The 25,863-nt window shown below is 72.3% G+C and carries 22 protein-coding genes; 12 read left to right on the top strand and 10 right to left on the bottom strand.

Features of this window, described 5'->3' with window-relative positions; all coding sequences use genetic code 11:
- Nucleotides 1-93: 93 nt before the first annotated feature.
- Complete coding sequence (locus tag ACZ7FF_RS27730) at nt 94-1,494, bottom strand: MFS transporter (protein WP_470815252.1); 1,401 nt, start codon at nt 1,492-1,494, stop codon at nt 94-96.
- 299 nt (nt 1,495-1,793) lie between these two features.
- Here ACZ7FF_RS27730 and ACZ7FF_RS27725 point away from each other — a divergent pair, with 299 nt between their 5' ends.
- The 4 genes from ACZ7FF_RS27725 to ACZ7FF_RS27710 all read left to right on the top strand — a co-directional run bounded on the left by ACZ7FF_RS27725 (nt 1,794) and on the right by ACZ7FF_RS27710 (nt 8,281).
- Entirely contained in the window at nt 1,794-2,720 is a 927-nt protein-coding gene (locus tag ACZ7FF_RS27725) for a DUF3027 domain-containing protein (RefSeq protein WP_470815250.1), read from the top strand.
- Nucleotides 2,721-3,048: 328 nt separating this feature from the next.
- Complete coding sequence (locus ACZ7FF_RS27720; protein ID WP_470815248.1) at nt 3,049-6,180, top strand: sacsin N-terminal ATP-binding-like domain-containing protein; 3,132 nt, start codon at nt 3,049-3,051, stop codon at nt 6,178-6,180.
- A gap of 151 nt (nt 6,181-6,331) precedes the next feature.
- Nucleotides 6,332-7,258, top strand: a complete 927-nt coding sequence (locus tag ACZ7FF_RS27715; protein WP_470815246.1) for a hypothetical protein — start codon at nt 6,332-6,334, stop codon at nt 7,256-7,258.
- A 192-nt stretch (nt 7,259-7,450) separates the two neighbouring features.
- The gene (locus ACZ7FF_RS27710) at nt 7,451-8,281 is read left to right on the top strand and encodes a hypothetical protein (protein ID WP_470815244.1); all 831 of its coding nucleotides are present in this window, start codon (nt 7,451-7,453) and stop codon (nt 8,279-8,281) included.
- Between the two features lie 35 nt (nt 8,282-8,316).
- Here the strand turns inward: ACZ7FF_RS27710 and ACZ7FF_RS27705 are convergent, their stop codons facing one another.
- Both ACZ7FF_RS27705 and ACZ7FF_RS27700 read right to left on the bottom strand, forming a co-directional pair.
- The gene (locus tag ACZ7FF_RS27705; RefSeq protein ID WP_470815242.1) at nt 8,317-10,713 is read right to left on the bottom strand and encodes an HAD-IC family P-type ATPase; all 2,397 of its coding nucleotides are present in this window, start codon (nt 10,711-10,713) and stop codon (nt 8,317-8,319) included.
- A gap of 75 nt (nt 10,714-10,788) precedes the next feature.
- A complete protein-coding gene (locus ACZ7FF_RS27700; RefSeq protein ID WP_470815240.1) occupies nt 10,789-11,064 on the bottom strand; it encodes a DUF2530 domain-containing protein in 276 nt (91 codons plus the stop codon).
- Nucleotides 11,065-11,215: 151 nt separating this feature from the next.
- Between ACZ7FF_RS27700 and ACZ7FF_RS27695 the strand changes: the two genes are divergently transcribed.
- Entirely contained in the window at nt 11,216-12,667 is a 1,452-nt protein-coding gene (locus ACZ7FF_RS27695; RefSeq protein ID WP_470815238.1) for an NCS2 family permease, read from the top strand.
- A 4-nt stretch (nt 12,668-12,671) separates the two neighbouring features.
- Here ACZ7FF_RS27695 and ACZ7FF_RS27690 read toward each other — a convergent pair whose 3' ends face one another.
- The gene (locus ACZ7FF_RS27690) at nt 12,672-12,854 is read right to left on the bottom strand and encodes a ribbon-helix-helix protein, CopG family (protein ID WP_470815236.1); all 183 of its coding nucleotides are present in this window, start codon (nt 12,852-12,854) and stop codon (nt 12,672-12,674) included.
- A 154-nt stretch (nt 12,855-13,008) separates the two neighbouring features.
- Between ACZ7FF_RS27690 and ACZ7FF_RS27685 the strand changes: the two genes are divergently transcribed.
- Nucleotides 13,009-13,446 (top strand): MarR family winged helix-turn-helix transcriptional regulator, encoded by a 438-nt coding sequence (locus tag ACZ7FF_RS27685; RefSeq protein WP_470815234.1) that lies wholly within the window; start codon nt 13,009-13,011, stop codon nt 13,444-13,446.
- A gap of 24 nt (nt 13,447-13,470) precedes the next feature.
- A complete protein-coding gene (locus ACZ7FF_RS27680) occupies nt 13,471-14,817 on the top strand; it encodes an MFS transporter (RefSeq protein ID WP_470815232.1) in 1,347 nt (448 codons plus the stop codon).
- A gap of 21 nt (nt 14,818-14,838) precedes the next feature.
- Here the strand turns inward: ACZ7FF_RS27680 and ACZ7FF_RS27675 are convergent, their stop codons facing one another.
- The gene (locus tag ACZ7FF_RS27675) at nt 14,839-15,354 is read right to left on the bottom strand and encodes a GNAT family N-acetyltransferase (protein ID WP_470815230.1); all 516 of its coding nucleotides are present in this window, start codon (nt 15,352-15,354) and stop codon (nt 14,839-14,841) included.
- A gap of 39 nt (nt 15,355-15,393) precedes the next feature.
- On the opposite strand from ACZ7FF_RS27675, the gene thpR reads away from it, so the two are divergent.
- A complete protein-coding gene (gene thpR / locus ACZ7FF_RS27670; RefSeq protein WP_470815228.1) occupies nt 15,394-15,966 on the top strand; it encodes an RNA 2',3'-cyclic phosphodiesterase in 573 nt (190 codons plus the stop codon).
- A gap of 209 nt (nt 15,967-16,175) precedes the next feature.
- On the opposite strand, the gene ACZ7FF_RS27665 is transcribed toward thpR, so the two are convergent.
- From ACZ7FF_RS27665 to ACZ7FF_RS27655, 3 genes are all read right to left on the bottom strand, one after another.
- Entirely contained in the window at nt 16,176-17,168 is a 993-nt protein-coding gene (locus tag ACZ7FF_RS27665) for an aldo/keto reductase (RefSeq protein ID WP_470815226.1), read from the bottom strand.
- A gap of 42 nt (nt 17,169-17,210) precedes the next feature.
- Nucleotides 17,211-17,612 (bottom strand): hypothetical protein, encoded by a 402-nt coding sequence (locus ACZ7FF_RS27660; protein WP_470815224.1) that lies wholly within the window; start codon nt 17,610-17,612, stop codon nt 17,211-17,213.
- An 88-nt stretch (nt 17,613-17,700) separates the two neighbouring features.
- Nucleotides 17,701-18,384 carry a GDSL-type esterase/lipase family protein gene (locus ACZ7FF_RS27655; RefSeq protein ID WP_470815222.1) on the bottom strand — a complete coding sequence of 228 codons (684 nt, stop codon included), beginning with the start codon at nt 18,382-18,384 and terminating at the stop codon, nt 17,701-17,703.
- 111 nt (nt 18,385-18,495) lie between these two features.
- Here ACZ7FF_RS27655 and ACZ7FF_RS27650 point away from each other — a divergent pair, with 111 nt between their 5' ends.
- On the top strand, nt 18,496-19,470 hold the full coding sequence (locus tag ACZ7FF_RS27650; protein ID WP_470815221.1) for a TolB-like translocation protein: 975 nt from the start codon (nt 18,496-18,498) through the stop codon (nt 19,468-19,470).
- 38 nt (nt 19,471-19,508) lie between these two features.
- On the opposite strand, the gene ACZ7FF_RS27645 is transcribed toward ACZ7FF_RS27650, so the two are convergent.
- Both ACZ7FF_RS27645 and serC read right to left on the bottom strand, forming a co-directional pair.
- Complete coding sequence (locus ACZ7FF_RS27645; protein WP_470815219.1) at nt 19,509-19,991, bottom strand: hypothetical protein; 483 nt, start codon at nt 19,989-19,991, stop codon at nt 19,509-19,511.
- Between the two features lie 150 nt (nt 19,992-20,141).
- Nucleotides 20,142-21,260: a phosphoserine transaminase gene (gene serC / locus ACZ7FF_RS27640; RefSeq protein ID WP_470815217.1), complete on the bottom strand. Its 1,119-nt coding sequence runs from the start codon at nt 21,258-21,260 to the stop codon at nt 20,142-20,144.
- A 156-nt stretch (nt 21,261-21,416) separates the two neighbouring features.
- On the opposite strand from serC, the gene ACZ7FF_RS27635 reads away from it, so the two are divergent.
- From ACZ7FF_RS27635 to ACZ7FF_RS27625, 3 genes are all read left to right on the top strand, one after another.
- Nucleotides 21,417-24,290 carry an FAD-binding and (Fe-S)-binding domain-containing protein gene (locus tag ACZ7FF_RS27635; protein ID WP_470815216.1) on the top strand — a complete coding sequence of 958 codons (2,874 nt, stop codon included), beginning with the start codon at nt 21,417-21,419 and terminating at the stop codon, nt 24,288-24,290.
- A 47-nt stretch (nt 24,291-24,337) separates the two neighbouring features.
- The gene (locus ACZ7FF_RS27630) at nt 24,338-25,459 is read left to right on the top strand and encodes a lipid II:glycine glycyltransferase FemX (RefSeq protein ID WP_470815214.1); all 1,122 of its coding nucleotides are present in this window, start codon (nt 24,338-24,340) and stop codon (nt 25,457-25,459) included.
- Between the two features lie 165 nt (nt 25,460-25,624).
- Nucleotides 25,625-25,756, top strand: coding sequence for a hypothetical protein (locus tag ACZ7FF_RS27625; protein ID WP_470815213.1), 132 nt, complete (start codon nt 25,625-25,627; stop codon nt 25,754-25,756).
- Nucleotides 25,757-25,863: the final 107 nt, after the last annotated feature.

Below are 25,863 nucleotides of genomic sequence, written 5' to 3'. Positions count from 1 at the left end.
TCGGGCGTCCCGAGCCGTCCGCCCACGTGGGGTACGGCGTGCCCGGTTCGTTACGCCACCTGCGCCTTCGGCCGGGAGCCTATGTCCGGTTCGTTACGCCACGCGTGCCCGGGGCCGGCCGCCGTGGCGGGCCGAGGCGACCAGTCCGCGCAGGGTGGTCAGCCAGCCGACGGCCACGAACGCGGCGCCCACCAGGAGGCCGACCGTGCCGTTGAGCGGCATCACGATGCCGACCGCCCCGCCGAACACCCACGCCATCTGCAGCAACGTCTCCGAGCGGGCGAACGCCGAGGTGCGCACCGACTCCGGCACGTCCCGCTGGATCAGCGCGTCCAGCGCCAGCTTGGCCAGCGCCTGCGCGAACCCGGCGACCGCCGCGAGACAGGCCACGAGGAAGGCCCCGAAGAACACCGCGGCCACGATCGCCGTGCCCAGCACCACCGCGACGACGGTCACGATGATGATCTCCGGGGCGCGTGATCTCAGCCATGCCCCCACCGCCGTGCCCAGCGCGTTGCCCGCACCGGCCGCGACCCCGACTATCCCCAGGGAGACCGCCGCGCTCTCGCCGGTCAGCGGGTGCTCGCGCAGCAGGAAGGCGAGGAAGAAGATCAGGAAGCCGGTCAGGCAGCGCAGCGCCGCGTTGGCGCCGAGCGCGTGCGTCACGGCCGGCCCCACCGTGCGCAGGCCCGGCCGCCTGGCCTGCTTGCGTTCCCGTCCGTGCAAGTGCCGGTCGTCGGCCGCGAGCAGTGCCACGTCCTCGCCCCTGGCCGAGTCCACCGTGGGCGGCAGCGAGAACGACAGCGCCGTACCCGCCACGAAGATCACGAAGGCGCCGTAGAGCGGCCAGGGGTCGCCGATCCGGTGCAGGCCCGCCGCCACGGGCGCGGCGACGCCGGTGGCCAGCAGCCCGGCCAGGGTCACCCGGGAGTTGGCCTTCACGAGCGAGAACCGGGGCGGCAGCAGCCGCGGCACGACCGCGCTGCGCACCACCCCGTACGCCTTGGACGCCACCAGCACGCCCAGCGCGGCCGGATACAGCTCCAGGCTCCCGCTCGCCACCGCGCCCGAGATCACCAGCGCGAGCAGCGCCCGGGCCAGCATGGCCCCCGCCATCGCGGCGCGCCGCCCGTGCGGCAGCCGGTCCAGGAGGGGGCCGATGACGGGGGCGAGAACGGTGAAGGGCGCCATGGTGATCGCGAGGTACAGCGCGACCCGCCCCCGCGCCTCGTCGGTGGGCACGGAGAAGAACACCGTGGACGCCAGCGCCACGGTGACCATCACGTCCCCCGCGCCGTTCACGGCGTGCAACTCGATCAGCTTGCCCAGCCCCGACTCGCCCGCGCCGTGCGCGTGCGTGGCCCTGCGGATGCCGCGCGCGGTACCGGTCACCGGAAAGTGCAGGGCACGCCCGACAGACCGGACGGCACCGCCGACCCGGCTCGCGCCGCCACCCCGAACCCCACGTTTGTCCGCGGTCGCCACGTGGTTCATAGTGCCCCGAGAAGGCCCCGGATAGTGCGGATCCGGCACGTATGGCGGCGAACCGTGCGATGATCCGGTGCCTTCCCGGCCGGTGGCGACGGGTGGGCGGGTCGGAAAGAATGCCGCGGAGGGGTAACGAATCCCGTTCGGTGTAGCGTGCGTATCTCAGCCATAACGCAGAATGGATGGCAGAGGTGCGCCCGAGCGCGCGGAAGCAGACGTCGATGCGGTCCCCAGGTCCGCTCCGTCGGCCAACCCGCCGGAGGCAGCCGCACTCGACGAGACGGCGTAGGAGAGAAGCGATACCTGTGAGCGCAGCGACCACGCGAAGCCGCACCCCCGACCGTCTGTGCGCCGAGGCGATCGACCTCGCCCGGGCCGCCGCAGAGGAGGCGGCCGCACCCGGCGTGGTCGGCGAGCACACCGGCCTCGTGTCGGAGGGCGACCGCGTCGTCACGCACTTCTTCGAGTGCAAGGAACTGGGCTACCGGGGCTGGCGCTGGGCGGTGACGGTGGCCCGGGCCTCCCGCGCCAAGGTCGTCACGCTGGACGAGGTGGTCCTGCTGCCCGGCCCGGACGCCCTGCTCGCCCCCGAGTGGGTGCCGTGGAGCGAGCGTCTGCGCCCCGGTGACCTCGGGCCCGGCGATCTGCTCCCCACCGACCAGGACGACCTGCGCCTGGAGCCGGGCTACACCGGGGAGGACCAGCCGGCACCCACCTCGGCGGTGTCCGAGGAGATGGCGGAACTCGCGGAGGCCGAGGACGCCGACGTCACCCCGGGCACCCCCGCCGCCCAGCCCACGACCCCCTCCCGCGGCTCGATCGCCTCGGTGGCGGAGGAACTGGGCATGCGCCGGGCCCGGGTGCTGTCCCGCTACGGCCTGCACAGCGCGGCGGACCGCTGGGAGGAGTCGTTCGGCCCGAAGACGGCCATGGCCCAGGCAGCCCCGGCCACCTGTGTGAGCTGCGGCTTCCTGAACCCCATCGGCGGCTCCCTCGGCCAGGCCTTCGGCGTGTGCGCGAACGAGTTCTCCCCGGCCGACGGCCGGATCGTCTCCCTCTCCTACGGCTGCGGCGGCCACTCGGAGGCGGCGGTCATGCCGAAGCCCCCGCAGCCGGCCCCGCCGGTCATCGACGAGACCCGGGTCGAGCCCTTCCCGCTCCGCCCGGCCCGCGACTCCGGCTCGGTCCCGGAGGCCGACGACGAGGCGAGCGCCGAACTCGGCCACTCGTAACTCCGGACGTCCTCACCGGCGGCCCCCCGGTCCACACCCGCGGGCCGGGGCCGCCGCCCCGCACGAAGAGCAGCAGCCCCCCTCCCGTGTCCGGGCTCGGCCGGCCGTCCCCGCGGCCTCGGCCGACCGGCTCGGGTGGGTCGTGCCCGCGCCTTTGGTCAACCGGGGCGGGTGGGGTGCACCCGGGTGTGGTCGGCGGGGCGACCCGGCCGGGTCCGTGCGGTGCCACCGGCGGGCCCCGGTGGGCCGGGCTCCGTGGTCGCTCCGTCGTCGGTCCGCTCCCCTTGCGCGCTGTACCGTCGTCCTCACGTCGTAGAGGAGAGTCAACGTGAGCAAGTTCGTGCGGCCGGCGGCCGAAGGGGCCGATCCGTTCGGAACGGCCCGTCTGCGCCGTGGTGTCCTCGACGCCTGGGCCACCAGCCCCGCCCGGTTCCGCGAGGACGCCAACGCCGAGGAGGACCTGGTCCTGGGCGGCTACCGGGACCGGCTGGTGGTCGAGCTGGCGCAGAACGCCGCCGACGCCGCCGCCCGCGCCAAGGCCCCCGGCCGGCTGCGCCTCACCCTCCGCGACGGCGTGCTGGTCGCGGCCAACACCGGTGCGCCCCTGGACGCGGCCGGCGTCGAGTCGCTCTCCACCCTGCGGGCCTCCGCCAAGCGGGACCCCGACGCCACCCACGGTGCCGTCGGCCGGTTCGGCGTCGGCTTCGCCGCCGTCCTCGCGGTGACGGACGAGCCCGCCGTCGTGGGCCGGCACGGCGGAGTGCGCTGGTCCCTCGCCGAGGCCCGCGAGCTGGCCGCCGGGACCGCCCGGCACAGCCCCGGCCTCGGTGACGAGATCCGCCGCCGGGACGGCCATGTGCCGCTGCTCCGGCTGCCGTTCGCCGCCGAGGGCTCCGCCCCGGACCCGTACGACACCGCGGTCATCCTGCCCCTGCGCGACGCCGCCGCCGCCGATCTCGCCGAGCGGCTGCTGAACGCCGTCGACGACGCGCTGCTCCTCGCCCTGCCGGGCCTGGAGGAGGTCGTCGTGGAGGTCGGCGGCGACACCCCCCGCACCCTGCGCCGCCGTACCGAGGGCGCCGTCACCGTCGTGGAGGACTCACGGGACGGCACCACCCGCTGGCGCACCGGATCCGCCCACGGACCGCTCACCCCGGACCTGCTCGCGGACCGGCCGGTGGAGGAACGGCTGCGCCCGCACTGGTCGGTGACCTGGGCCGTGCCGGAGGACGAGGCGGGACGCCCGGTGCGGCCCCGTACGACCCCCGTCGTGCACGCCCCCACCCCCAGCGACGAACCCCTCGGGGTCCCCGCGCTGCTCATCGCCTCCTTCCCGCTCGACACCACCCGGCGGCACGCCGCCCCCGGGCCGCTCACCGACTTCCTGGTGCAGCGCGCGGCCGACGGGTACACCGAACTGCTCGCCGGCTGGCGGCCCGTGACGGACGGGATCATCGACCTCGTGCCCGGCCCGCTGGGCAAGGGCGAGCTGGACGGCGCGCTGCGGCAGGCGATCCTGGAGCGGTTGCCGCGCACCGCCTTCCTGCCGCCCGCCGTCGCGGGCGAGGGCGGCGAGGACGAACTGCCCGAGGCCATCCGGCCCCGGGACGCGGAGGTCGTGGAGGGCGCCGGCGCCGACACCGTACGGGTGCTCGCCGAGGTGCTGCCCACCCTGCTGCCCGCCGGTCTGGAAAGGCGTGTCGAGCTGCGCACCCTCGGGGTCGCCCGGCTGCCGCTCGCCGACGCCGTCGACCGGCTCGCCGGCCTGGAGAAGGACCCCGACTGGTGGTGGCGGCTCTACGACAGCCTCGCCGGGACCGACCCCGACCGGCTGTCCGGACTGCCGGTGCCGCTCGCGGACGGCCGGACCACCATCGGCCCCCGCCAGGTGCTGCTGCCCACCCCGGACGGCGCCCGCGTCGACCCGGACGTGCTCGGCCGGCTCGGGCTGAAGGTCGCCCACGAGGACGCGGCGCACCCGCTCCTGGAGAAGCTGGGCGCGCTGCCCGCGAGCCCGCGCGCGGTGCTCACCACCCCGCAGGTCCGTGCGGCCGTGGCCGCCTCCCTGGACGAGGACGGCGGGATCGGCTGGGAGGAGGAGGCCCCGGACGCCGAGGAACTGGCCGACACCGTCCTCGCGCTCGTCCGGGACGCCGCGCTGGAACCCGGCGACGAGCCCTGGCTGGGCGCCCTCGCGCTGCCCGACGAGGACGGCGAGCTCGCCCCCGCCGGTGAACTGGTCTTCCCCGGCAGCCCCTTCGCCCGTGTGATCCGCGAGGGCGAACTGGCCGCCGTGGACCAGGACCTGGCCGAGAAGTGGGGAGAGCAGCCGCTGACCGCGTGCGGGGTGCTCGCCGGCTTCGCGCTGGTGCGCGCCACCGACGTCGTCCTCGACCCCGACGAACTGGAGCCCCGCGAGGGCGACTTCGCCGAACCGGACGACGCCGGGCTGCTGGACGCCGTCGACGTGTGGTGCGAGGACATCCTCGACCGCTTCCCCGACAGCCCCGTGCCGCCGGTCGCCACCGAACTCGTCGCCGTCCGCGACCTCGACCTGGTCGACGACGACCACTGGCCCGAGGCGCTCTCCCTGCTCGCCAGGCCCCCGCTGCGGGACGCCCTCACCCAGCCCGTGCGCATCCTGCTGCCCGACGGGACGCACGAGGTGGTCCGCCCGTACACGGCGTGGTGGCTGCGCGGGCACCCCGTGCTGGACGGCCGTCGCCCGGCGGGCCTGCTCGCGGCCGGCGGGGATCCGGTGCTGCGCGGTCTGTACGACGAGGCCGACGCCACCGGGTTCGAGGACGAGCAGGTGCTGCGGGCGCTGGGCGTGCGGACCTCCGTCGCCGCGCTGCTGGACGAGCCCGGCGGCGCCGCCGAACTCCTCGACCGGCTCGCCGATCCGGAGCGACGGGTCTCCCCGGCCCAACTGCACGCCCTGTACGGCGCCCTGGCGGAGCTGGACCCCGACCAGGTGACCCTGCCGGACGAGCTGCGGGCCGTGGCCGACGGGCGGGTGGAGGTGGTGGACGCCGCCGATGCCGTGGTGGTGGACTCGCCCGATCTGCTGCCGTTCACCTCCGGGGTGCCGCTGCTGCCCGTACGGCCCGCCCGGGCCGCCGAGCTGGCCGAGCTGTTCCAGGTGCGGCGGCTCAGCGAGTCCGTCACCGGCGAGGTGCACTCCGAGGGCACCGAGCACGACGTACCGGACCCGGTGCGGGTGCTGCTCGGACCGCGCACGCCCGCGACGTACGTCGAGCACGACGAACTGGTCGTGGACGGCGTCGAGATCGACTGGCGGCTGACCGACGACGGGCTGCTGCACGCCGCCACCCTGGAGGGCGTCGCCGCGGGGCTGGCGTGGGCGGCGGGACAGTGGCCGCGCCGCTTCGAGGTGGCGGCCCTGCTGGAGGACCCGTCCCGGACGCAGGAGCTGGCCCGGGACCGCTGGTTCGACTGAGGGTGACCTGGTCACGTACGGGTGTTCCACTCGTGAAGTTCATGGGAACACCCGTACAACCACCAGCCCCTGTCACCGGTCTGATCACGCGAGTCGACTGACTCCACGATCGATTGGACCCCGGGTCCACATTTCTCCGACAGGGGAACTCATGAAGCTTCGCGCCACCGTGGCCGCCGTCTCCGGCGCCCTGGCCCTTTCCGCCTTCGTCGTGCCGGCCGCGCACGCCGACGGCTCCGCGTCGCCGTCCAAGGCCGACGTCCTGAAGATCCTCAAGGCCGCTCACCCCGCCTCCTTTGGCCGGACCGCGTTCGCCGCCACGGGCGGGGACGACGCGCCGTACCCGATGGACGTCGCCTTCTCCAACGTCAAGCTCGCCGGCGCGGTCAAGGTCGGCACGACCAACCACGTGGCCACCACGGTCACCTACACGCTGACCCACGGCGCGGACGTCGACATCACCGCCGCGGACTTCCTCACGGGGCCCTACATCTACAAGGGCTCGTTCGCCACGCCGGACAACCTGCTCATGGGCGACTACCCCGCCACCTGCAAGGCCACCTCGTCGACCACCGCCAGCTGCAAGGGCGACATCGACGTCTACCCGGCCGAGGGCGACCTCCTGAACTCCGACGCCGGCACCTGGCACGGTGCGGCCCTCGCCATCGCGTACAACGGCCAGGACCCGACCAGCAAGGACTTCGACATCACCAAGGTCGGCCTCGCCGACCAGGGCGGCTTCGGCACCACCAACGTCCAGCGCTACTCCAAGCTGACGGTCAACGCCTCGCCGGAGCCGGTGCGGAAGGGCGCCACCGTCACCGTGACGGGCAAGCTCTCGCGCGCCAACTGGGAGGACAACAAGTACCACGGCTACACCGGCCAGGCGGTCAGGCTCCAGTTCCGCAAGAAGGGCTCCAGCACCTACACCACGCTGAAGACCATCACGTCGGACTCGACGGGCAACCTGAAGACGACGACCAAGGCCACGGTCGACGGCTACTTCCGCTACTCCTTCGCGGGCACCACGACCACCCCGGCGGTCAGCGCCGCGGGTGACTACGTCGACGTGAAGTAGTGGCACCGTTCCGGTCCCGGACGCGTACGCGCCCGGGGCCGGAACGTTTCCTCTCACTTGCGCCAAGGGGAAGCAATCCAGCCACAAAATCTGGCCGGAACATGTTCTCGCCGTACAACCAGCCCCGGGTGTCACGGATCTGATCGCGTGAGTCGACCGACTCCACGATCACTTCTCCCTCCAGGGGAACGCATGCGCATACGTGCCACCGTGGCCGCCGTCACCGGCGCCCTGGCCCTCACCGCCCTCGCAGTCCCGGCCGCGCAGGCCGCCGCCGACTCGGGCACGCCGTACACGCTGAACGTCAGCTTCTCGAAGGTCTCGATCGCCGGTGCGATCAAGGTCGGCACCACCAACGAGGTCAGCACCAAGTACACGTACACGCTGACGCACGGCGCCGACGTGGACATCACCGCGAAGGACTTCTACACCGACGCCTTCCTCTACAAGGGCTCCTACAGCGACTCGTCCCCCGAGCTGCTCGGCGACAACCCGGCGAGCTGCACCGCCACCTCCGCGACGACGGCCACCTGCACGGGCACGGTCGACATCTACCCGGCCGACGGCGACCTGAAGAACGCGATGTCCGGCGGCTGGAACGTGGCCGCCGAGGCCGTCGCCTTCAACGGCCAGAACCAGACCAGCCCCGACCTGAGCAAGGTGGGCTACAAGGACCAGTCCGGCCTCGGCACGAGCCTGGTGCAGCGCTACTCCAAGCTCACGGCCGACGCGGGCCCCGAGCCGATCGCCAAGGGCAAGACCCTGACGGTGACGGGCAAGCTGTCCCGGGCCAACTGGGAGGACCACCAGTACCACGGCTACACGGGCCAGCCGGTCGAGCTGCAGTTCCGCAAGGCGGGCAGCACCACGTACACCACCGTCAAGACGGTGGACACCGACTCGTCCGGCAACCTGAGGACCACGGTCACCGCCACCTCCGACGGCTACTGGCGCTTCAGCTTCGCGGGCACCTCGACCACCCCGGCCGTCAGCGCCACGGGCGACTACGTGGACGTGCGGTAGCCGTCCCCCGGTCGGTCATCCCCTAGTCGGGGAAGCTAGTCGGGGAAGCGGCGGTCGACCCACTTCCACAGGAACTCCAGGGCGGCCGCCGCCACCACCGCCACGCCGACGGCGGTCCACGGCATGGCGACGCCCACGAGCTTCAGCGCGAAGAAGCCCTGCAGGGTGGGTACGGCCAGCACGAGCAGGAACGCGACGCCCATCGCGGCCACCAGCGTCACCCGCCACCAGGTGTACGGGCGGGCGATGATCGCCAGGACCCACATGGAGACCAGGAACAGCGTCAGGGTGGCCGCGCTGGTCTCCGCGGCCAGCTCGCCGGGACCCGCGTAGTACCCGCGGGCCAGCAGATAGGTCACGAAGGTCGCCGCCCCGGCCACCACACCGCCCGGCACCGAGTAGCGCATGACCCTGCGGACGAAGTGCGGTTTCGCCCGCTCCTTGTTGGGGGCCAGGGCCAGGAAGAACGCCGGGACGCCGATGGTGAGGGTGGACAGCAGGGTCAGGTGCCGGGGCAGGAACGGGTACTCGACCTGCCAGCACACCACCAGCACCGCCAGCAGCACCGAGTAGACGGTCTTCACCAGGAACAGGGTCGCCACGCGCGTGATGTTGCCGATCACCCGGCGGCCCTCGCCGACCACGGACGGCAGGCTCGCGAAGCTGTTGTCCAGCAGCACGATCTGCGCCACCGCCCGCGTCGCCTCCGAGCCCGAGCCCATCGCCACCCCGATGTCGGCGTCCTTCAGGGCGAGCACGTCGTTCACCCCGTCACCGGTCATCGCCACGGTGTGCCCGTGCGACTGCAGCGCGCCCACCATGTCCCGCTTCTGCTGCGGGCTGACCCGGCCGAAGACCGTGCCCGCGTCCAGCGCGTCCGCCATGCCGGCCGGCTCGGCGGGCAGGTGCCGCGCGTCCACCGCCGTGCCTTCGAGGCCCAGCTTGGCGGCGACCGCGCCGACCGACACCGCGTTGTCACCGGAGATGACCTTGGCCCGTACGTTCTGCTCCGCGAAGTAGCGCAGGGTGTCGCCCGCGTCCGGCCGCAGCCGCTGCTCCAGGACGACCAGGGCGGTGGGGCGGGCGCCCTTGGCGGAGGCGGGGTCGTCCAGGTCGCGGCTCGCCCGGGCCAGCAGCAGGACCCGGAGTCCCTGCTCGTTGAGGCGCTCGGTTTCGGCCAGGACCGGATCGTCGGGGCCGAGCAGCACGTCGGGGGCGCCCAGCAGCCAGCTGCTGGTCTCGCCGTCGCCCTCGCTGAACGCGGCCCCGCTGTACTTGCGCGCCGAGGAGAACGGGAGCGACTCGACGCAGCGCCACTCCTCGTTGTCGGGGTAGGCGTCGATGATCGCCTGGAGGGAGGCGTTGGGCCGGGGGTCGGACTCGCCGAGCGCGCCCAGCACCTTGCGCACGTATGTCTCGTCGGCGCCGTCCAGCGGCCTGAGGGCGGTGACGTCCATACCGCCCTCGGTGAGCGTGCCGGTCTTGTCCAGGCAGACGGTGTCGACGCGGGCGAGGCCCTCGATGGCCGGGAGCTCCTGCACGAGGCACTGCTTGCGGCCCAGCCGGATGACCCCTATCGCGAAGGCGACGGAGGTGAGGAGCACCAGCCCCTCCGGGACCATCGGGACGATGCCGCCGACCGTGCGCGCCACGGCGTCCTTGAAGTCGTTGTTCTTGACCACGAGCTGGGTGACGACCAGGCCGATCGCGGCCGGGACCATCATCCAGGTGACGTACTTGAGGATCGTGGAGATGCCGCTGCGCAGCTCCGAGTGGACCAGCGTGAAGCGGGAGGCGTCCTCGGCGAGCTTGGCCGCGTAGGCGTCCCGGCCGACCCTGGCCGCCTTGAAGGCGCCCGCGCCGGCGACGACGAAGCTGCCGGACATGACCGGATCGCCGGGGCGTTTGACCACGGGGTCCGCCTCACCGGTGAGCAGCGACTCGTCGATCTCCAGCCCGTCGGCCTCGGCGCACACCCCGTCCACGACGACCTTGTCGCCGGGGCCGATCTCCATGAGGTCGTCCAGCACGATCTCGTTCGTGGGCACCTCGGTGGCGACGCCGTCCCGCCGCACCGTCGGCCGGACCTCCCCGATCACCGCCAGCGAGTCGAGGGTCTGCTTCGCCCGCCACTCCTGGACGATGCCGATGCCGGTGTTGGCGAGGATCACGAAGCCGAAGAGGCTGTCCTGGATCGGCGCGACGAACAGCATGATCAGCCAGAGCACGCCGATGATGGCGTTGAACCGGGTGAACACGTTGCCCCGGACGATCTCGCCCAGCGACCGGCTGCTGCGCACGGGTACGTCGTTGACCTGCCCACGCGCGATGCGGTCCGCGACCTCGGCACGGGTCAGCCCGGTCGCGGGGAGGGCAGGCAGGGCCACCGGATGCACAGGATCGAGTTCGGCACCCGCGTCGATGTGCGTCATGTATTCGACGGTACGTGGGGTTCGTCCACCCGCCCACCCGACTTCCGCCGGGGCCCGGCCCGCCCGCGGGGCCGTTCAGCTCTGTCCGGCCGACGCCGTTCTCGGCTCGGCCGCCGCCCGCTTGATAGCCGCGTCCCGCCTGCGCACGTACCAGATGCCGATCAGCCCGAGACCGCCCCCGGCCAGGCAGGTCCACAGCCACCACAGGTGGCCGTGGTCGTCGAACCAGCCGTAGAAGGGCAGCTGGACGAGGAAGAGCACGAACCACACGATCGTGCCGCCGGTGACGGTGGCGACCACGGGTCCCTCCAGGGGCTCGGGCGCCTCGTGCTCGGGGATCCACTTGGTCATGGAGGACAGCTTACGAGGCGATCAGGTCTACGCGCGGAGATAGCGATCTAGAACTCATACGTTCATACTGAAGCCGTTTGTCTTTGACCACTTCTGCTCGTATGAAACTCCAACGGGGCTCGGGGGACCCCCGTCGGTGATGAGGTCCTCCATGCCCACCTCGGCACCCGCCAAGGCGCCCACCCCCGAGAAGCCGGGCGGCTCGCCCGCCGGCGGCGCACTCGACCGCTACTTCAGGATCTCCGAGCGCGGCAGCTCCGTGCCCCGGGAGATCCGCGGTGGTCTCGCCACCTTCTTTGCGATGGCGTACATCATCGTGCTGAATCCGATCATTCTCGGCAGCGCGAAGGACATGTACGGGCACCACCTGAACAACGGCCAGTTGGTGACGGCGACCGCGCTGACGGCCGCCTTCACCACGCTCCTGATGGGCGTCATCGGCAACGTGCCGATCGCCCTCGCCGCCGGCCTCGGCGTGAACTCCGTCGTCGCCCTCCAGCTGGCGCCCCGCATGTCCTGGCCGGACGCCATGGGCATGGTCGTGCTGGCCGGCTTCGTGGTCATGCTGCTGGTGGCCACCGGTCTGCGTGAGCGTGTGATGAACGCGGTGCCGTTCGGTCTGCGCAAGGCGATCTCGATCGGTATCGGCCTGTTCATCATGCTGATCGGCCTGGTCGACGCGGGTTTCGTCACCCGTATGCCGGACGCCGCCCAGACCACCGTCCCGCTCCAGCTGGGCACGGGCGGTCACCTGGTCGGCTGGCCGGTGCTGATCTTCATCCTGGGCACGCTGCTGACCTTCGCGCTGCTCGTCCGCAAGGTGCCGGGCGCGATCCTGATCTCGATCGTCGGCATGACCGTCCTCGCGATGATCATCAACTCGGTCGCCAAGGTCACGACCTGGGGCCTGACCGTCCCGAAGTGGCCGGGCAACCCGGTCGCCACCCCCGACTTCGGCCTGGTCGGCAAGGTCAGCCTCTTCGGCGGCTTCTCCAAGGTCGGCGTGCTGACCGGCATCCTCTTCGTCTTCACGGTCCTGCTGTCGTGCTTCTTCGACGCGATGGGCACGATCATGGGCATCAGCGACGAGGCCAAGCTGACCGACGCGCAGGGCTACATGCCGGGCATCAACAAGGTCCTCTTCGTCGACGGCCTCGCGGTCGCGGCGGGCGGCGCCAGCTCCTCCTCGGCCACGACCGCGTTCGTGGAGTCCACCGCGGGTGTCGGTGAGGGCGCCCGTACGGGCCTCGCGAACGTCGTCACCGGCGCGCTGTTCGCGGTGGCGCTGTTCCTCACCCCGGTCGCGACGATGGTGCCGTCCCAGGCGGCCACCCCGGCGCTGGTCGTGGTCGGCTTCCTGATCCTCTCGAACTCCGTCAAGGAGATCGACTGGGCCGACTACACCATCGCGATCCCGGCCTTCGTGACGATGCTGATGATGCCGTTCACGTACTCGATCACCAACGGCATCGGCATGGGCTTCATCACCTTCACGATCATGCGCCTGGTCGCCGGCCGGGGCCGGGAGATCCCGGTGCCGATGTACGTCGTCTCGGCGGTCTTCGTCTTCTACTACCTGATGCCGGCCCTCGGCCTCACCTGAGCCCTCAGGTGACCCCGTAGAACCTCTCCGTCTCGTCGACCGCGGCCTGGAACCGTTCGTCGAAGTCGTCCCGAATGAGCGTGCGGACCACATAGTCCTGCACGCTCATTCCCCTTCTGGCCGCATGGTGCCGGAGCCTTTCGAGCAGCTCCCCGTCCATCCGCAGGCTGAGCACAGTGGTCCCCATGCCTACGAGGGTCGCCACATCCGGCCGTGCCGTGCGTCACTTTCCGGAATCGACTCACTCGTTCGGGTGATCGTCGGGCGCAGTGGCGGGTATCACGGGTAAAAAGGCGTGTCGTGGTGGTCTTTAGCGAGAGTAATGAGTTAAGCTAAAGAACATGCCGGACCTCACCCATGGCGACGACGCTGCCGCCGTGAACTCCCTCCGCTCCGCAGTGATGCGGTTGTCCCGTCGGCTGAAGCACCAGCGGGTCGACGAGTCGCTGAGCCCCACCGAGATGTCGGTGCTCGGCACCCTCGCCCGCTGCGGCTCCGCCACGCCGGGCGAACTGGCCCGCAAGGAGCACGTCCAGCCGCCGTCGATGACCCGCATCGTCGCGCTGCTCGAAGCCAAGGGCCTGGTCCGGCTGGAGCCGCATCCCGAGGACCGGCGCCAGAAGGTCGTCACCCAGACCGAGCAGGCCGAAGTGATGCTCGAGGAGAGCCGCCGCAAGCGCAACGCGTTCCTGGCGGGCCTCGTCGAGGGCCTCGACGAGGACGAGTGGGCCAAACTGCGCGCCGCCGCCCCCGTGCTGGAGAAGCTTGCACACCTGTAAGACCGCTATCGAGGAGGCGACCCTTTGAGTACGGGATCCGGAGCAGCTTCCGCCCCCGCACCGACCACCCCCACCACCCCCGTTTCCACCCGGTCCTCGATGTTCAGCTCGCTGAGGGTCAGGAACTACCGGCTCTTCTTCCTCGGCCAGGTCGTCTCGAACACCGGCACGTGGATGCAGCGCATAGCCCAGGACTGGCTCGTACTGAGCCTCACCGGCTCGTCCGCGGCCGTCGGTATCACCACGGCCCTGCAGTTCCTGCCGATGCTCCTGTTCGGCCTCTACGGCGGTGTGCTCGTCGACCGTCTGCCCAAGCGCCCGACGCTGCTGGTCACCCAGACGTCGATGGCCGCCACGGGTCTCGCGCTCGCCTTCCTGACCCTCTCCGGACACGTCCAGGTCTGGCACGTCTACGTCGCCGCCTTCGCCGTCGGACTGGCCACGGTGGTCGACAACCCGGCCCGGCAGTCCTTCGTCTCGGAGATGGTCGGACCCGAGCAGCTGCAGAACGCGGTCAGCCTGAACTCCGCGAACTTCCAGTCCGCCCGTCTGGTCGGCCCCGCCGTGGCCGGCATCATGATCACCGGGGTGGGCACCGGCTGGGCGTTCCTCGCCAACGGGCTGTCCTTCGCGGCGCCCGTCGCCGGTCTGCTCCTGATGCGCGCCCGCGAGCTGCACGTGGTCGAGCGCGCGCCGCGCGGCAAGGGGCAGCTGCGCGAGGGCCTGCGGTACGTGGCGGGGCGGCCGGAGCTGATCTGGCCGATCGTGCTCGTCGGCTTCATCGGCACCTTCGGGTTCAACTTCCCGGTGTGGCTGTCGGCCTTCGCGGGCGGCGTCTTCCACGCCGGTGCCGGGGCCTACAGCCTCTTCAACACCCTGATGGCCGTCGGCTCCCTGTGCGGGGCGCTGCTGGCCGCCCGGCGCGGCACGGCCCGGCAGCGCGTCCTGATCGCCGCCGCGCTGGCCTTCGGCACGCTGGAGGTGGTGGCCGCCCTGGTTCCGCAGTACTGGCTGTTCGCGCTGCTCATGGTCCCGATCGGGATCTGCGGCCTGACGGTGAACGTCACCGCGAACACCAGCGTGCAGATGGCCACCGACCCGGCCATGCGCGGCCGGGTGATGGCCCTGTTCATGATGGTGTTCACCGGCGGCACGCCGCTGGGCGCGCCGGTCATCGGCTGGATCACCGACACCTACGGCGCCCGGATCGGCTTCGCGCTCGGCGGCCTCGTCTCCGCCGCGGCGGCCGGCGCGATCGGCCTGGTCCTGGTCCGCATCGGCGGCCTGAGGCTGTCCCTGGGCTGGCACCACGGCCACCCGCAGGTCCGCTTCGTGACCCGGGAGCGCGAGGAGCTGGCGACGGCGGCGTGAGCGCCGCCGGCCGGAGGGTCCCTAGCGGACCCTCCGGGCCAGCACCTGCCCCGGCCACCGGTCCTCGCCGACGGTGAAGGCCTCCGCGCGGGTGAAGCCGTTGCGCTCGTAGTACTCGACCAGCTTGCCGTCCGAGCCCGCGTAGCAGTCCACGCGCAGCAGGGAGATCCCGGCCCGCCGGGTCTCCTCGGCCGCGTGCGCGAGCAGCGCGGCACCGGCACCCAGGCCCCGGAAGCGGCTGTCGGCGGCCAGGAGATGGATGTACCGCTCGGGCTCCCCGGCGGGCTCCAGATAGGGTCCGGGCCCCTCGGCGAGGGTGAGGGTGGCCGCGGGCGTGCCGTCCACCTCGGCGAAGAACGGTATGCCCTCGGTGGCGTACCGGCGCACCAGCTCCACGCCCCGTGCGTTCGCCGACCACGGCTCGGTGCCCCACTGCCCGGTGCGGCCCTGTGAGACCAGCCACTCCACGGCGCTGTCGAGCATGGCGAGGATCAGCGGTGCGTCCTGGGGGCCGCCTCGGCGGATGGTGATCGTCATGCGCTCATCATGGCGGCACCCGTCTGGGAAGGTGAAGGCATGAGACTCTTCGCCGCCGTGCTGCCGCCGGACGCGGTCGCCGGTGAACTCGCCGCCGAACTGGCCCTGTTGAGGCAGCTGCCGGGTGCCGACGGCCTGCGCTGGACCGGCCGCCCCGGCTGGCACTTCACCCTGGCCTTCTACGGCGAGGTCGCCGACGACCTCGTACCCGGCCTGTCGGACCGCCTGGCCCGCGCGGCCCACCGGTCGGCCCCCTTCGAGCTGGCCCTGAGCGGCGGCGGGCAGTTCGGCCGCGGCAAGGCGCTGTGGACCGGGGCGTCGGGCGACGTGGAGGCCCTGCGGCTGCTGGCCGACCGGGCGGAGTCGGCGGCCAGGAAGGCCGGCGTGCCGATGGGCGAGCACCGCCGCTACAAGGCCCATCTGACGGTGGCCCGCAGCCGGGACACGCTCGACGTGCGGCCGTACGTCGCCGGCCTCGGGGAGTTCACCAGCAGCACCTGGACGGTGAGCGAGCTGGCGCTGGTGCGCAGCAACCTGCCGAGGTCCGGGGTGCCGGGGGAGCAGCCCCGCTACGAGGCGGTGGGCCGCTGGCCGTTTGGCGGCGTTGGTTAGGCTCGTTGGTGTGGACCCGAAAACCCGGAACCGGATCATGGCCGGTGTGCTTGTGCTGATGTTCGTCGTGGTGGCCCTGGGAGCGGCCGTCAAGTAGCGGTCGCCCCGGCCGCCCCAGGGGCGGGGAAGCGCGCGCCGCCGGGCGGCCGTGGGCCGTCCCGCGGCCGGCCGCGCGGTTCCCCGCGCTCCTGGCGGCTGCCCTCGGAGGGCTACCAGGCGAAGGCCTCCGGCGACGGCCCGGGGCCGGGGAAGATCTCGTCCAGGCCGGTCAGCACGTCCTCGCCCAGCTCCAGCTCGACCGCCCTGATCGCCGACCCGAGCTGCTCGGCGGTGCGCGGGCCGACGATCGGTCCGGTCACGCCGGGCCGGGTCAGCAGCCAGGCGAGGGCCGCCTCGCCGGGCTCCAGACCGTGCTTGTCGAGCAGGTCCTCGTAGGCCTGGATCTGCGCGCGGGCGGCGGGGTCGGCCAGGGTGTCGGCGGCCCGGCCGGAGGCGCGGCGCCCGCCCTGGACCTCCTTCCTGATCACTCCGCCGAGCAGGCCGCCGTGCAGCGGCGACCAGGGGATGACCCCGAGGCCGTACTCCCGGGCGGCCGGGACGACCTCCATCTCCGCGCGGCGCTCGGCGAGGTTGTACAGGCACTGCTCGCTGACGAGCCCGATGGTGCCGCCGCGGCGGGCGGCGGTCTCGTTGGCCTGGGCGATCTTGTACCCGGGGAAGTTGGAGGAGCCGACGTACAGGATCTTGCCCTGCTGGACGAGTACGTCGACGGCCTGCCAGATCTCCTCGAAGGGAGTGTTCCGGTCGATGTGGTGGAACTGGTAGACGTCGATGTGGTCCGTCCGGAGCCGCTTCAGGCTGGCGTCCACCGCCCGCCGGATGTTGACGGCGGAGAGCTTGTCGTGGTTCGGCCAGGCGTCGCCGTCGGCGGCCATGTTGCCGTAGACCTTGGTGGCGAGGACGACCTTGTCGCGCCGGTCCGCGCCCTTGGCGAACCAGTTGCCGATGATGCTCTCGGTGCGGCCCTTGTTCTCGCCCCAGCCGTACACGTTGGCGGTGTCGAAGAAGTTGATGCCCGCGTCCAGCGCCGCGTCCATGATCGCGTGGCTGTCCGCCTCGTCGGTCTGCGGTCCGAAGTTCATGGTGCCGAGGACGAGCCGGCTTACCTTGAGTCCCGTGCGTCCGAGCTGCGTGTACCTCATGGTCCCCCAGCCAACGTCTTGGAGTGCGCTCCAGGCAAGGTCCTAGTCGCGGGGGAAGTCGTCGCTTCGGAGGGTGAGGCGCAAGGGGGTGGTGGTCATGTCGACGTCGGTTCCGTAGTCCACCCGCAGTTCGCATGTGCAGTCGCCCTTTTTGGGCTCGGTGTACACGTGGCATCGGCCCTGGTAGGGCCCGGGGAAGTCGATGCGGACGTCCGAGAGAACGAGGGCGGCCCGGCCGAGGCGGTCCTCGAGCGCCCAGAGGATGTGGCGGATGGTCTGCCAGTGGATGTCTCGCTGCGGCGTCATGCAGACGCTGCCCCCGACGATCTCGAGCTTGTATCCCTCGGGGACGGGCATGCGCTCGAGTCGCTCGAACCACTGGTCCAGGAACTCGGCGTTCTCGTCGGCCATCTTGATCTCGATCCTGTCCTCCAGGACGGTCATCGTGGCGCTGCTCCCCGGCTGCTCCGTCGACGAGTGCAGCCGCGCGGTACAACGATACGCACCGTGACCGGGGTGCGCCGGAAACCGGTCAGGCCGGTCCGGCCGCGTACGCGTGTCCGACTCCCCACGCCTCCCACATCGCCCCCGCGAAGGCCTCCGCGATCCGGTGCTCGCCGCTCGCGTTGGGATGCGTGCCGTCGTAGGTGTCGGCGTGGATGTCGTACGCCTTCGGCGGCGAGGCCAGCAGGATCGGCGAGCGGGGCTCGTCCAGGTCGGCGGCCGCCTTGGCGAGCAGGACGTTGAACCGGTCGACCTGCTCGGCGAAGGAAGGGTCCGCCGCGGCCCGGATGTTCGGGATCACCGGAAGCAGCACCATCCGGATCCGCGGGTGCGCCTCCCGGGCGGCCGCCACGAACGCCCGTACGTTGTCCGCCGTCTGCTCGGCGTTGGTGTAGAAGCCCAGGTCGATCAGGCCGAGGGAGACGAGCAGGACGTCAGCCCGGCTCTCCCGTACCGCGCCGCCGATCAGCGGGGCCATGTGCAGCCAGCCCTCGCCCCAGCCCGCCAGGTGGCCACGGGGGAAGCCCGGCTCGGCGTAGGCGGTCGACGTCGGCGCCTCGGCCCCCTGGTCGTACAGCTCCTCGCGCGGGCCGACGAAGGTGAACGGGGCGCCGTACGTGGCGCACAGGTGCCGCCACAGCCGGTAGCGCCACGTGTGCTCGCCCGCGCTCCCGATCGTCATGGAGTCGCCCACGGGCATGAACCTAAGCATCCGCTCATAATGGACGATCACGACCCCGGGTGGGGTGTGAGGCCCACCACGTGGCGTGCGCCCCGGTGGTCTCCCCGCTGAACGCCCGTGCGGGGTGGCAGTCTTGGGGACATGCGCCGATCGTTCGCCGTCCTGGCCTCCGTGCTGCTCGCCGGGGCCTGCGTGCTGCCCGCCTCCGCCGCCGACGGCGACGACGGAGGCGGCGACCAGGGGTTCACCATCAAGGACCCCCGGATCACCGAGTCCAGCGGGCTCGCCGCCTCCCACCTCCACCCCGGCGTCTACTGGACGCACAACGACAGCGGCGACGGGCCGTACATCTACGCCGTGGACGGCCGCACCGGGAAGACCGTCGCCACCGTGACCCTGCGGGGCGTCGGCTCCCCGCGCGACGTCGAGGCCATCTCCATCGGACCGCACGACGAGATCTACGTCGGCGACATCGGCGACAACTACGGCGGCAGGTGGCCGTACGTGTGGATCTACCGGCTGCCCGAGCCCAAGGTGCTCAGGAACCAGACGATCACGGCCCGGCAGTACGTGGTGAAGTACGCGAACGGGCCGCGCGACGCGGAGTCGCTGCTGGTCCATCCGAAGACCGGGCGCGTCTACATCATCGACAAGAAGGAGGACGGCGGGCACCTCTACGAGGGCCCGGCGACCCTCTCCACCTCCGGTACGAACGTCTTCCGGCCGATCGCCACCGTCGACCTGTGGGCCACCGACGCGGCCTTCTCGCCCGACGGCCGACAGCTCGCCGTGCGCGGCTACTTCGGGGGGATCTACTACGACTTCAACGGCGGCCGGATCCGGCGGAAGGGACGCCTCGACGTGCCCCTGCAGGGGCAGGGGGAGGGCGTCACGTACTCCCTCGACGGGACCAGGCTGCTGTACAGCAGCGAGGGCGCGGACAGCGCCGTGGAGGTGCGCGACACGCCCGGACAGGCCGGCAAGTCGCCCTCGCCCGGCGGGAGTTCCGACGGCATCCGGAGCAGCGGCGGTATGGGGCTCAAGGTGGGCGCGGCCGTCGTCGCCGTCGGGGCGGCCGCCCTGTTCGGGCTGAGCCGGCTGCGGCGCAAGGGCTGAACAGCCGGCGGACGCCCCCCCGTCGTCGTGCCCGGCGCTCAGCCGCGCACCGGCCTGAGGCCGTGCGTCCGGCGGGGTTTGGGGGCGTCGAGCAGGCTGACCCCGTTGTAGACGCGGCCCCGGAGGAAGAGCACGGGGGCGGCGACGAACGTGACGAAGACCGAGACGACGCTGACGGGGAACAGCACCGGCAGCGACTGGCCCTCGGGCAGCGTGCGGCCGCCCACGTGGACGGTGTAACCGAGGGCCACGCAGAAGACGACCACGCACAGGGCGGCCAGGGCCAGCAGGACGGTGCCGGTGGTCCGGGTCCGGGCCTCGGTGCGGACCTCGGCCAGCAGGGAGGCGTCGCACACGGGGCAGGTCAGTTCCACCGTCTGCTTGCCGGTGCCCGGCCGGCGCACCCGGAAGACGCTGTCCCGCCAGGTCATCCGGCGGGTCCGGACGAGGAAGCCGGTCGTCCGGTCGCTGAGGACGTGGCGCACCGCCACCTCGACCGTGCCGGGTATCGGTCTGTTCATACCCCGTTGTTCCCCTTCGTTCGCATGGCCCGTACCGAGCGCATGGGGCTCACAGTCTCGGGTGGGCCACGAAGGGGACTCAACGGCTTGCGGAAGGCTTTGCCTCGGCCATGCCTTCCGCGCGAACCGACGGCGTCCGTACCGGAGTTGCTAGAGCTTCTCGATCACGTGGTCGATGCACTTGGTCAGCGCCTCGACGTCCGCCGGGTCGATCGCCGGGAACATCGCGACGCGCAGCTGGTTGCGGCCGAGCTTGCGGTACGGCTCGGTGTCCACGATGCCGTTGGCGCGCAGCACCTTGGCGACGGCGGCGGCGTCGACGTCGTCGGAGAAGTCGATCGTGCCGATGACCTGGGAGCGCTTGGCCGGGTCGGTGACGAAGGGGCTGGCGAACTTCACGTCCTCCGCCCAGTTGTACAGCGTTCGCGAGGAGGCGGCCGTACGGCCCACCGCCCAGTCCAGGCCGCCCTGGCCGTTGAGCCACTCCAGCTGCTGGTTCAGCAGGAACAGGGTGGACAGGGCAGGGGTGTTGTACGTCTGGTTCTTGCGCGAGTTGTCGATCGCGGTCGGCAGCGAGAAGAACTCGGGGACGTGCCGGCCGCTCGCGTGGATCCGCTCGGCGCGCTCGATCGCGGCCGGTGAGAAGACCGCGAGCCACAGGCCGCCGTCGGAGGCGAAGGACTTCTGCGGGGCGAAGTAGTAGACGTCGGTCTCGGCGACGTCGACCGGGAGGCCGCCCGCGCCGGAGGTGGCGTCCACGAGGACGAGCGCGCCCTCGTCGGCACCGGCCACGCGCCGGATCGGCATGGCGACACCGGTGGAGGTCTCGTTGTGGGTGAAGGCGTAGACGTCGACGCCCGCCTCGGCCCGCGGCTCGGGGTGGGTGCCGGGGTCGGCGGCGACGACCGTGGGCTCGGCCAGCCAGGGGGCGAGCTTGGCGGCCTTGGCGAACTTCGAGGAGAACTCGCCGAAGCTGAGGTGCTGGGACTTGTTCTCGATCAGTCCGTGGGTGGCGATGTCCCAGAAGGCGGTGGAGCCGCCGTTACCGAGGATCACCTCGTAGCCCTCGGGCAGGGAGAACAGCTCGGAGATCCCCTCGCGGACCTTGCCCACCAGGTTCTTGACGGGAGCCTGGCGGTGGGAGGTGCCGAGCAGGGAGCTTCCGGTGGCGGCGAGGGCGTCCAGCGCCTCGGTCCGCACCTTGGAGGGGCCCGCGCCGAAACGTCCGTCGGCGGGCTTGATGTCAGCGGGAATCTGGATGTCGGCCACGGGTCCGAGGCTAGCCGCTGGGCGAAACGGGACGGAACCGTGTCCGTCGGATGAGACGAGATCGCAAAGAGATGATGTTGTCGGGTCGTACGACGATCATGGCCGACTTGTGGACAACCCACGGTGACTGTCGGTGAGCGGATGCATCCTGGACGCATGACGGATCACTCGGGTCTCGAAGCGGAACTGCGCGGGTCCGTCCGGGGGGAGGTCGGCTTCGGCGCCACCGCCCGGGCGCTCGTGACCATGGACGCGTCCAACTACCGCCGCGTCCCCCTGGGAGTCGTGGCCCCGCGGGACGCCGACGACGTGGCGGCGGCGCTGGAGGTGTGCCGGGCGCGCGGGGTGCCGGTGGTGGCGCGTGGCGGGGGCACGTCGATCGCCGGGCAGGCGACCGGCACCGGCGTGGTGCTGGACTTCACCCGGCACATGAACGGCCTGCTGGAGCTGGACCCGGACACCCGCACGGCCGTCGTGCAGCCGGGGCTCGTCCTGGACCGGCTCCAGGAGGCCGCCGCGCCGCACGGCCTGCGGTTCGGACCGGACCCCTCGACCCACGGCCGGTGCACGCTCGGCGGGATGATCGGCAACAACTCCTGCGGCTCCCACTCGGTGGCCTGGGGCACCACCGCGGACAGCGTGCGGGAACTGTCCGTCCTGACCGCGCGCGGTGAGAGGCTGCGGCTCGGCCGGGACTGGGCGGGTGCGCCCGAGGGGCTGCGGGAGCTGGCCGGGAGCGACCTGGCCCGGCTGCGCACCGGCTTCCCGGACCTGCCCCGCCGCATCTCGGGATACGCGCTGGACGCCCTGCTGCCCGAGAGGGGCGCGGACGTCGCCCGCTCCTTCTGCGGCTCCGAGGGCACCCTCGGCATCCTCACCGAGGCGGTCGTACGGCTGGTGGAGGCGCCCCGCGCCCGCGCCCTGGCGGTGCTGGGGTACGGCGACGAGGGCGCCGCCGCCAAGGCCGCCGCCGGACTCCTCCCGTACGGCCCGCTGACCGTCGAGGGCATGGCGGCCGACCTGGTGCCGCCCGGGGCCGGGCTGCCCAGGGGCGCCGCCTGGCTGTTCGTGGAGACGGGCGGGGAGACCACGGCCGAGGCACGCGCGCGGGCGGAGGAGATCGCCCGCGCGGCCGACGTGGCCGGCTCGCTCGTGGTGACCGACCCCGCCGCCCAGCGGACCCTGTGGCGCATCCGCGAGGACGCGAGCGGTACGGCGACCCGGATGCCCGACGGCAGCGAGGCCTGGCCCGGCTGGGAGGACTGCGCGGTGCCCCCCGCCCGGCTCGGCGCCTACCTGCGGGACTTCCGTGCCCTGCTCGCCGCGCACGGGCTGCGCGGCACGCCGTACGGCCACTTCGGCGACGGCTGCATCCACGTCCGCATCGACTTCGACCTGCTCACGGCGTCCGGCGTCGGCCGCTTCCGGCGCTTCTCCCAGGAGCTGGCCGACCTGGTCGTGGCGCACGGCGGCTCGCTGTCCGGGGAGCACGGCGACGGCCAGGCCCGCGCCGAACTGCTGCCACGCATGTACGGGGAGGAGACCGTCCGGCTCTTCGAGCGCGCCAAGGCCGTCTGGGACCCCGACGACCTGCTCAACCCCGGGATGCTGGTCCGCCCCGCCCCGCTCGACGCGAACCTCCGCTTCGCGGTGCTGCCCCGCCGGCCCGTCGACGTGGCCTTCGGCTACCCCGCCGACGGCGGCGACTTCCGCGCGGCCGTCCGCCGCTGCGTCGGCGTCGCCAAGTGCCGTACGGCCACGGCGGACGGCCCCGCCGTGATGTGCCCCTCCTTCCGCGCGACCGGCGAGGAGGAGCACTCCACCCGCGGCCGGGCCCGCCTGCTGCACGAGATGCTCGCGGGCGAGGTGGTCACCGACGGCTGGCGCGCCACCGAGGTGCGGGACGCCCTCGACCTGTGCCTGTCCTGCAAGGGCTGCCGCTCGGACTGCCCGGTGGGCGTCGACATGGCCACCTACAAGGCGGAGTTCCTGCACCACCACTACGCGGGCCGCCGGCGCCCCGCCGCCCACCTCAGCATGGGCCGGCTGCCCGAGTGGCTGCGCCTGGCCGCCCGGACGGGCACCGCGCCCCTGCTCAACGCGCTCGCCTCGGTGCGGCCGCTCGCCTACGCGGCGAAACGCCTGGGCGGGATCGCGCCGGAGCGCGAGATCCCCCGGCTCGCCACGCGGACGTTCAGCGGCTGGTGGCGGCGCAGGGGACCCGGCCCGGACACCGGGGACCTCGTGGTGCTGTGGCCGGACACCTTCACCGAGCACCTGTCCCCGTCGGTGGGCCGGGCCGCCGTCCGGGTCCTGGAGGCGGCCGGGCTGCGGGTCGCCCTGCCGCCGACGCTGCTGACGCGCCGGGGAGCGATCGGCGACGGCCGGACCCGGTCCGCGACCGCACTGCTCAGGGCCCGGCGGGCCCGGGTCTGCTGCGGCCTGACCTATGTCTCCACCGGCCAACTCGACCGCGCCCGCGCGGTCATGCGCCGCACCCTGGACCTGATGGAGCCGGTGCTCCGGGCCGGGGTCCCGGTCGTCGTCCTGGAACCGAGCTGCGCGGCGGCCCTGCGCACCGACCTCCCGGAACTGCTGCACGACGACCCGCGCGCCGCCCGGCTGGCCGCCGCGGTCCGCACCTTCGCCGAGACCCTGGAGCGGCACGCCCTGCACTGGACCCCGCCCGCCGTCGACCGCCCGGCCGCCGGCCAGACCCACTGCCACCAGCACGCGGTCCTCGGCGACACCGCCGACCGCGGGCTGCGCACGGCGGCCGGCCTGACCGGCGAGCTCTCCGGCGGCTGCTGCGGCCTCGCGGGCAACTTCGGCTTCGAGAAGGGTCACTTCGAGGTGTCCCGCGCCTGCGCGGAGGACCAGCTCCTGCCCTCGGTGCGCCGGGCCCCCGAGGACGCGGTCGTCCTCGCGGACGGCTTCTCCTGCCGGACCCAACTGGCACAGCTGGCCGGTGTACGGGGCCGCCACCTGGCGGAGGTACTGGCGGAGGCGTTGGACAGGAAGACGGGGTGAGTGCTTCGTAGGGTGAGGTGATCCGCGATCCGTAAGGAGCCACGCGCATGACCCTCGCCGTCCGCCCGATCACCCGCGCCGAGCATCTCGCCTTCGTGGCGGCGCGCGACTCGGTCAGCCATCTGCAGGTGCCGTCGTGGGGGGACGTGAAGCCGGACTGGCGGGCGGAGAGCCTCGGCTGGTTCGAGGGGGACGGCCGGCTGGTCGGGGTGGGGCTGGTGCTGCTGCGGCCGCTGCCCAGGGTGAAGAGGTATCTGGCGTACCTGCCGGAGGGGCCGGTCATCGACTGGGCCGCGCCGGACCTGGAGCGCCTGCTGGAGCCGATGCTGGCCCACCTCAGGAGCCGGGGCGCCTTCTCCGTGAAGATGGGTCCGCCCGTCGTCGCACGGCGGTGGAGCCCCGACGCGGTCAAGGCCGCCATCGCCGACCCCGGCGCGCACCGGCTGCGGGACGTGCCCGCGACCTCGGAGGAACCGGGCGCGCTCGCTCTCGCCGACCGGCTGCGGCGCATGGGCTGGCGGCAGAGCGAGCCCGGCGGGGAGGACGGATTCGCCGTGGGGCAGCCCCGTTACGTCTGCCAGGTGCCGTACGCCGGACGGTCGCTCGAGGACATCCACCGGGGGCTGAACCAGCAGTGGCGGCGCAACATCAAGAAGGCGGAGAAGGCGGGGGTGAAGGTCGTACGGGGCGGCTACGAGGACCTGCCCGCCTTCTACGGCCTCTACACGGAGACCGCCGGGCGCGACCGGTTCCTGCCGCGTCCGCTGCCGTACTTCCAGCGCATGTGGACCGCGCTCACCGCCGAGGACCCGGACCGCATGCGGCTGTACCTCGCCCACCACGACGGAGAGGTGCTCGCCGCGGCCACCATGCTGGTCGTCGGCGGCCACGTCTGGTACTCCTACGGCGCCTCCACGGGCCGCAGGCGCGAGGTGCAGCCCAACAACGCGATGCAGTGGCGCATGATGTGCGACGCCCATGAACTCGGCGCGCACGTCTACGACTTCCGGGGCATCACCGACACCCTGGAGGAGTCGAACCACCTGCTCGGCCTGCTCCGCTTCAAGGTGGGCGCGGGCGGGGAGGCCGTCGAGTACGTGGGGGAGTGGGACTTCCCGCTGAACCGGCTGCTGCACAAGGCGTTCGACGTCTACATGGCCCGGCGCTGAGCGTTTTCTCAGGTTCGTAAAGCAACTCCCAGCTTTTCCCAGGGGATTCACAGCGGTCCTTTGCTGTTTTTGCCTTTCGGGCGCCCGGGGGGCGTGTAGGTTCGTTGCTGTCGAGAGCCGGACGCGGAATTCTCGGAAAACAGAACTGCGAACACAGGAGTCGGAATGAGCTTCAAGAAGCTTGCCCCGCTGCCCCCCAAGCCCAAGTCGAAGCAGCTGCCCCCGCCGCCCCCGCCGAAGCACAAGAAGCACGCCCACAAGCCGCTTCCGAAGCCGCTGCCCGGCCAGAACCACTGATCCGGCGGTGAACCGAAAGGGGTCGACGGTGCACCGTCGGCCCCTTTTCCTTTTGCCGTGCCGAGTGGGGCGTCCGGGACATCCGACGGAAAGCGAGGGGAATGCGA

This window comes from Streptomyces sp. NPDC037126, from assembly GCF_055605965.1.
Note: the sequence above shows the minus strand (reverse complement) of the source record. Positions and strands in the feature narration are given on the sequence as shown.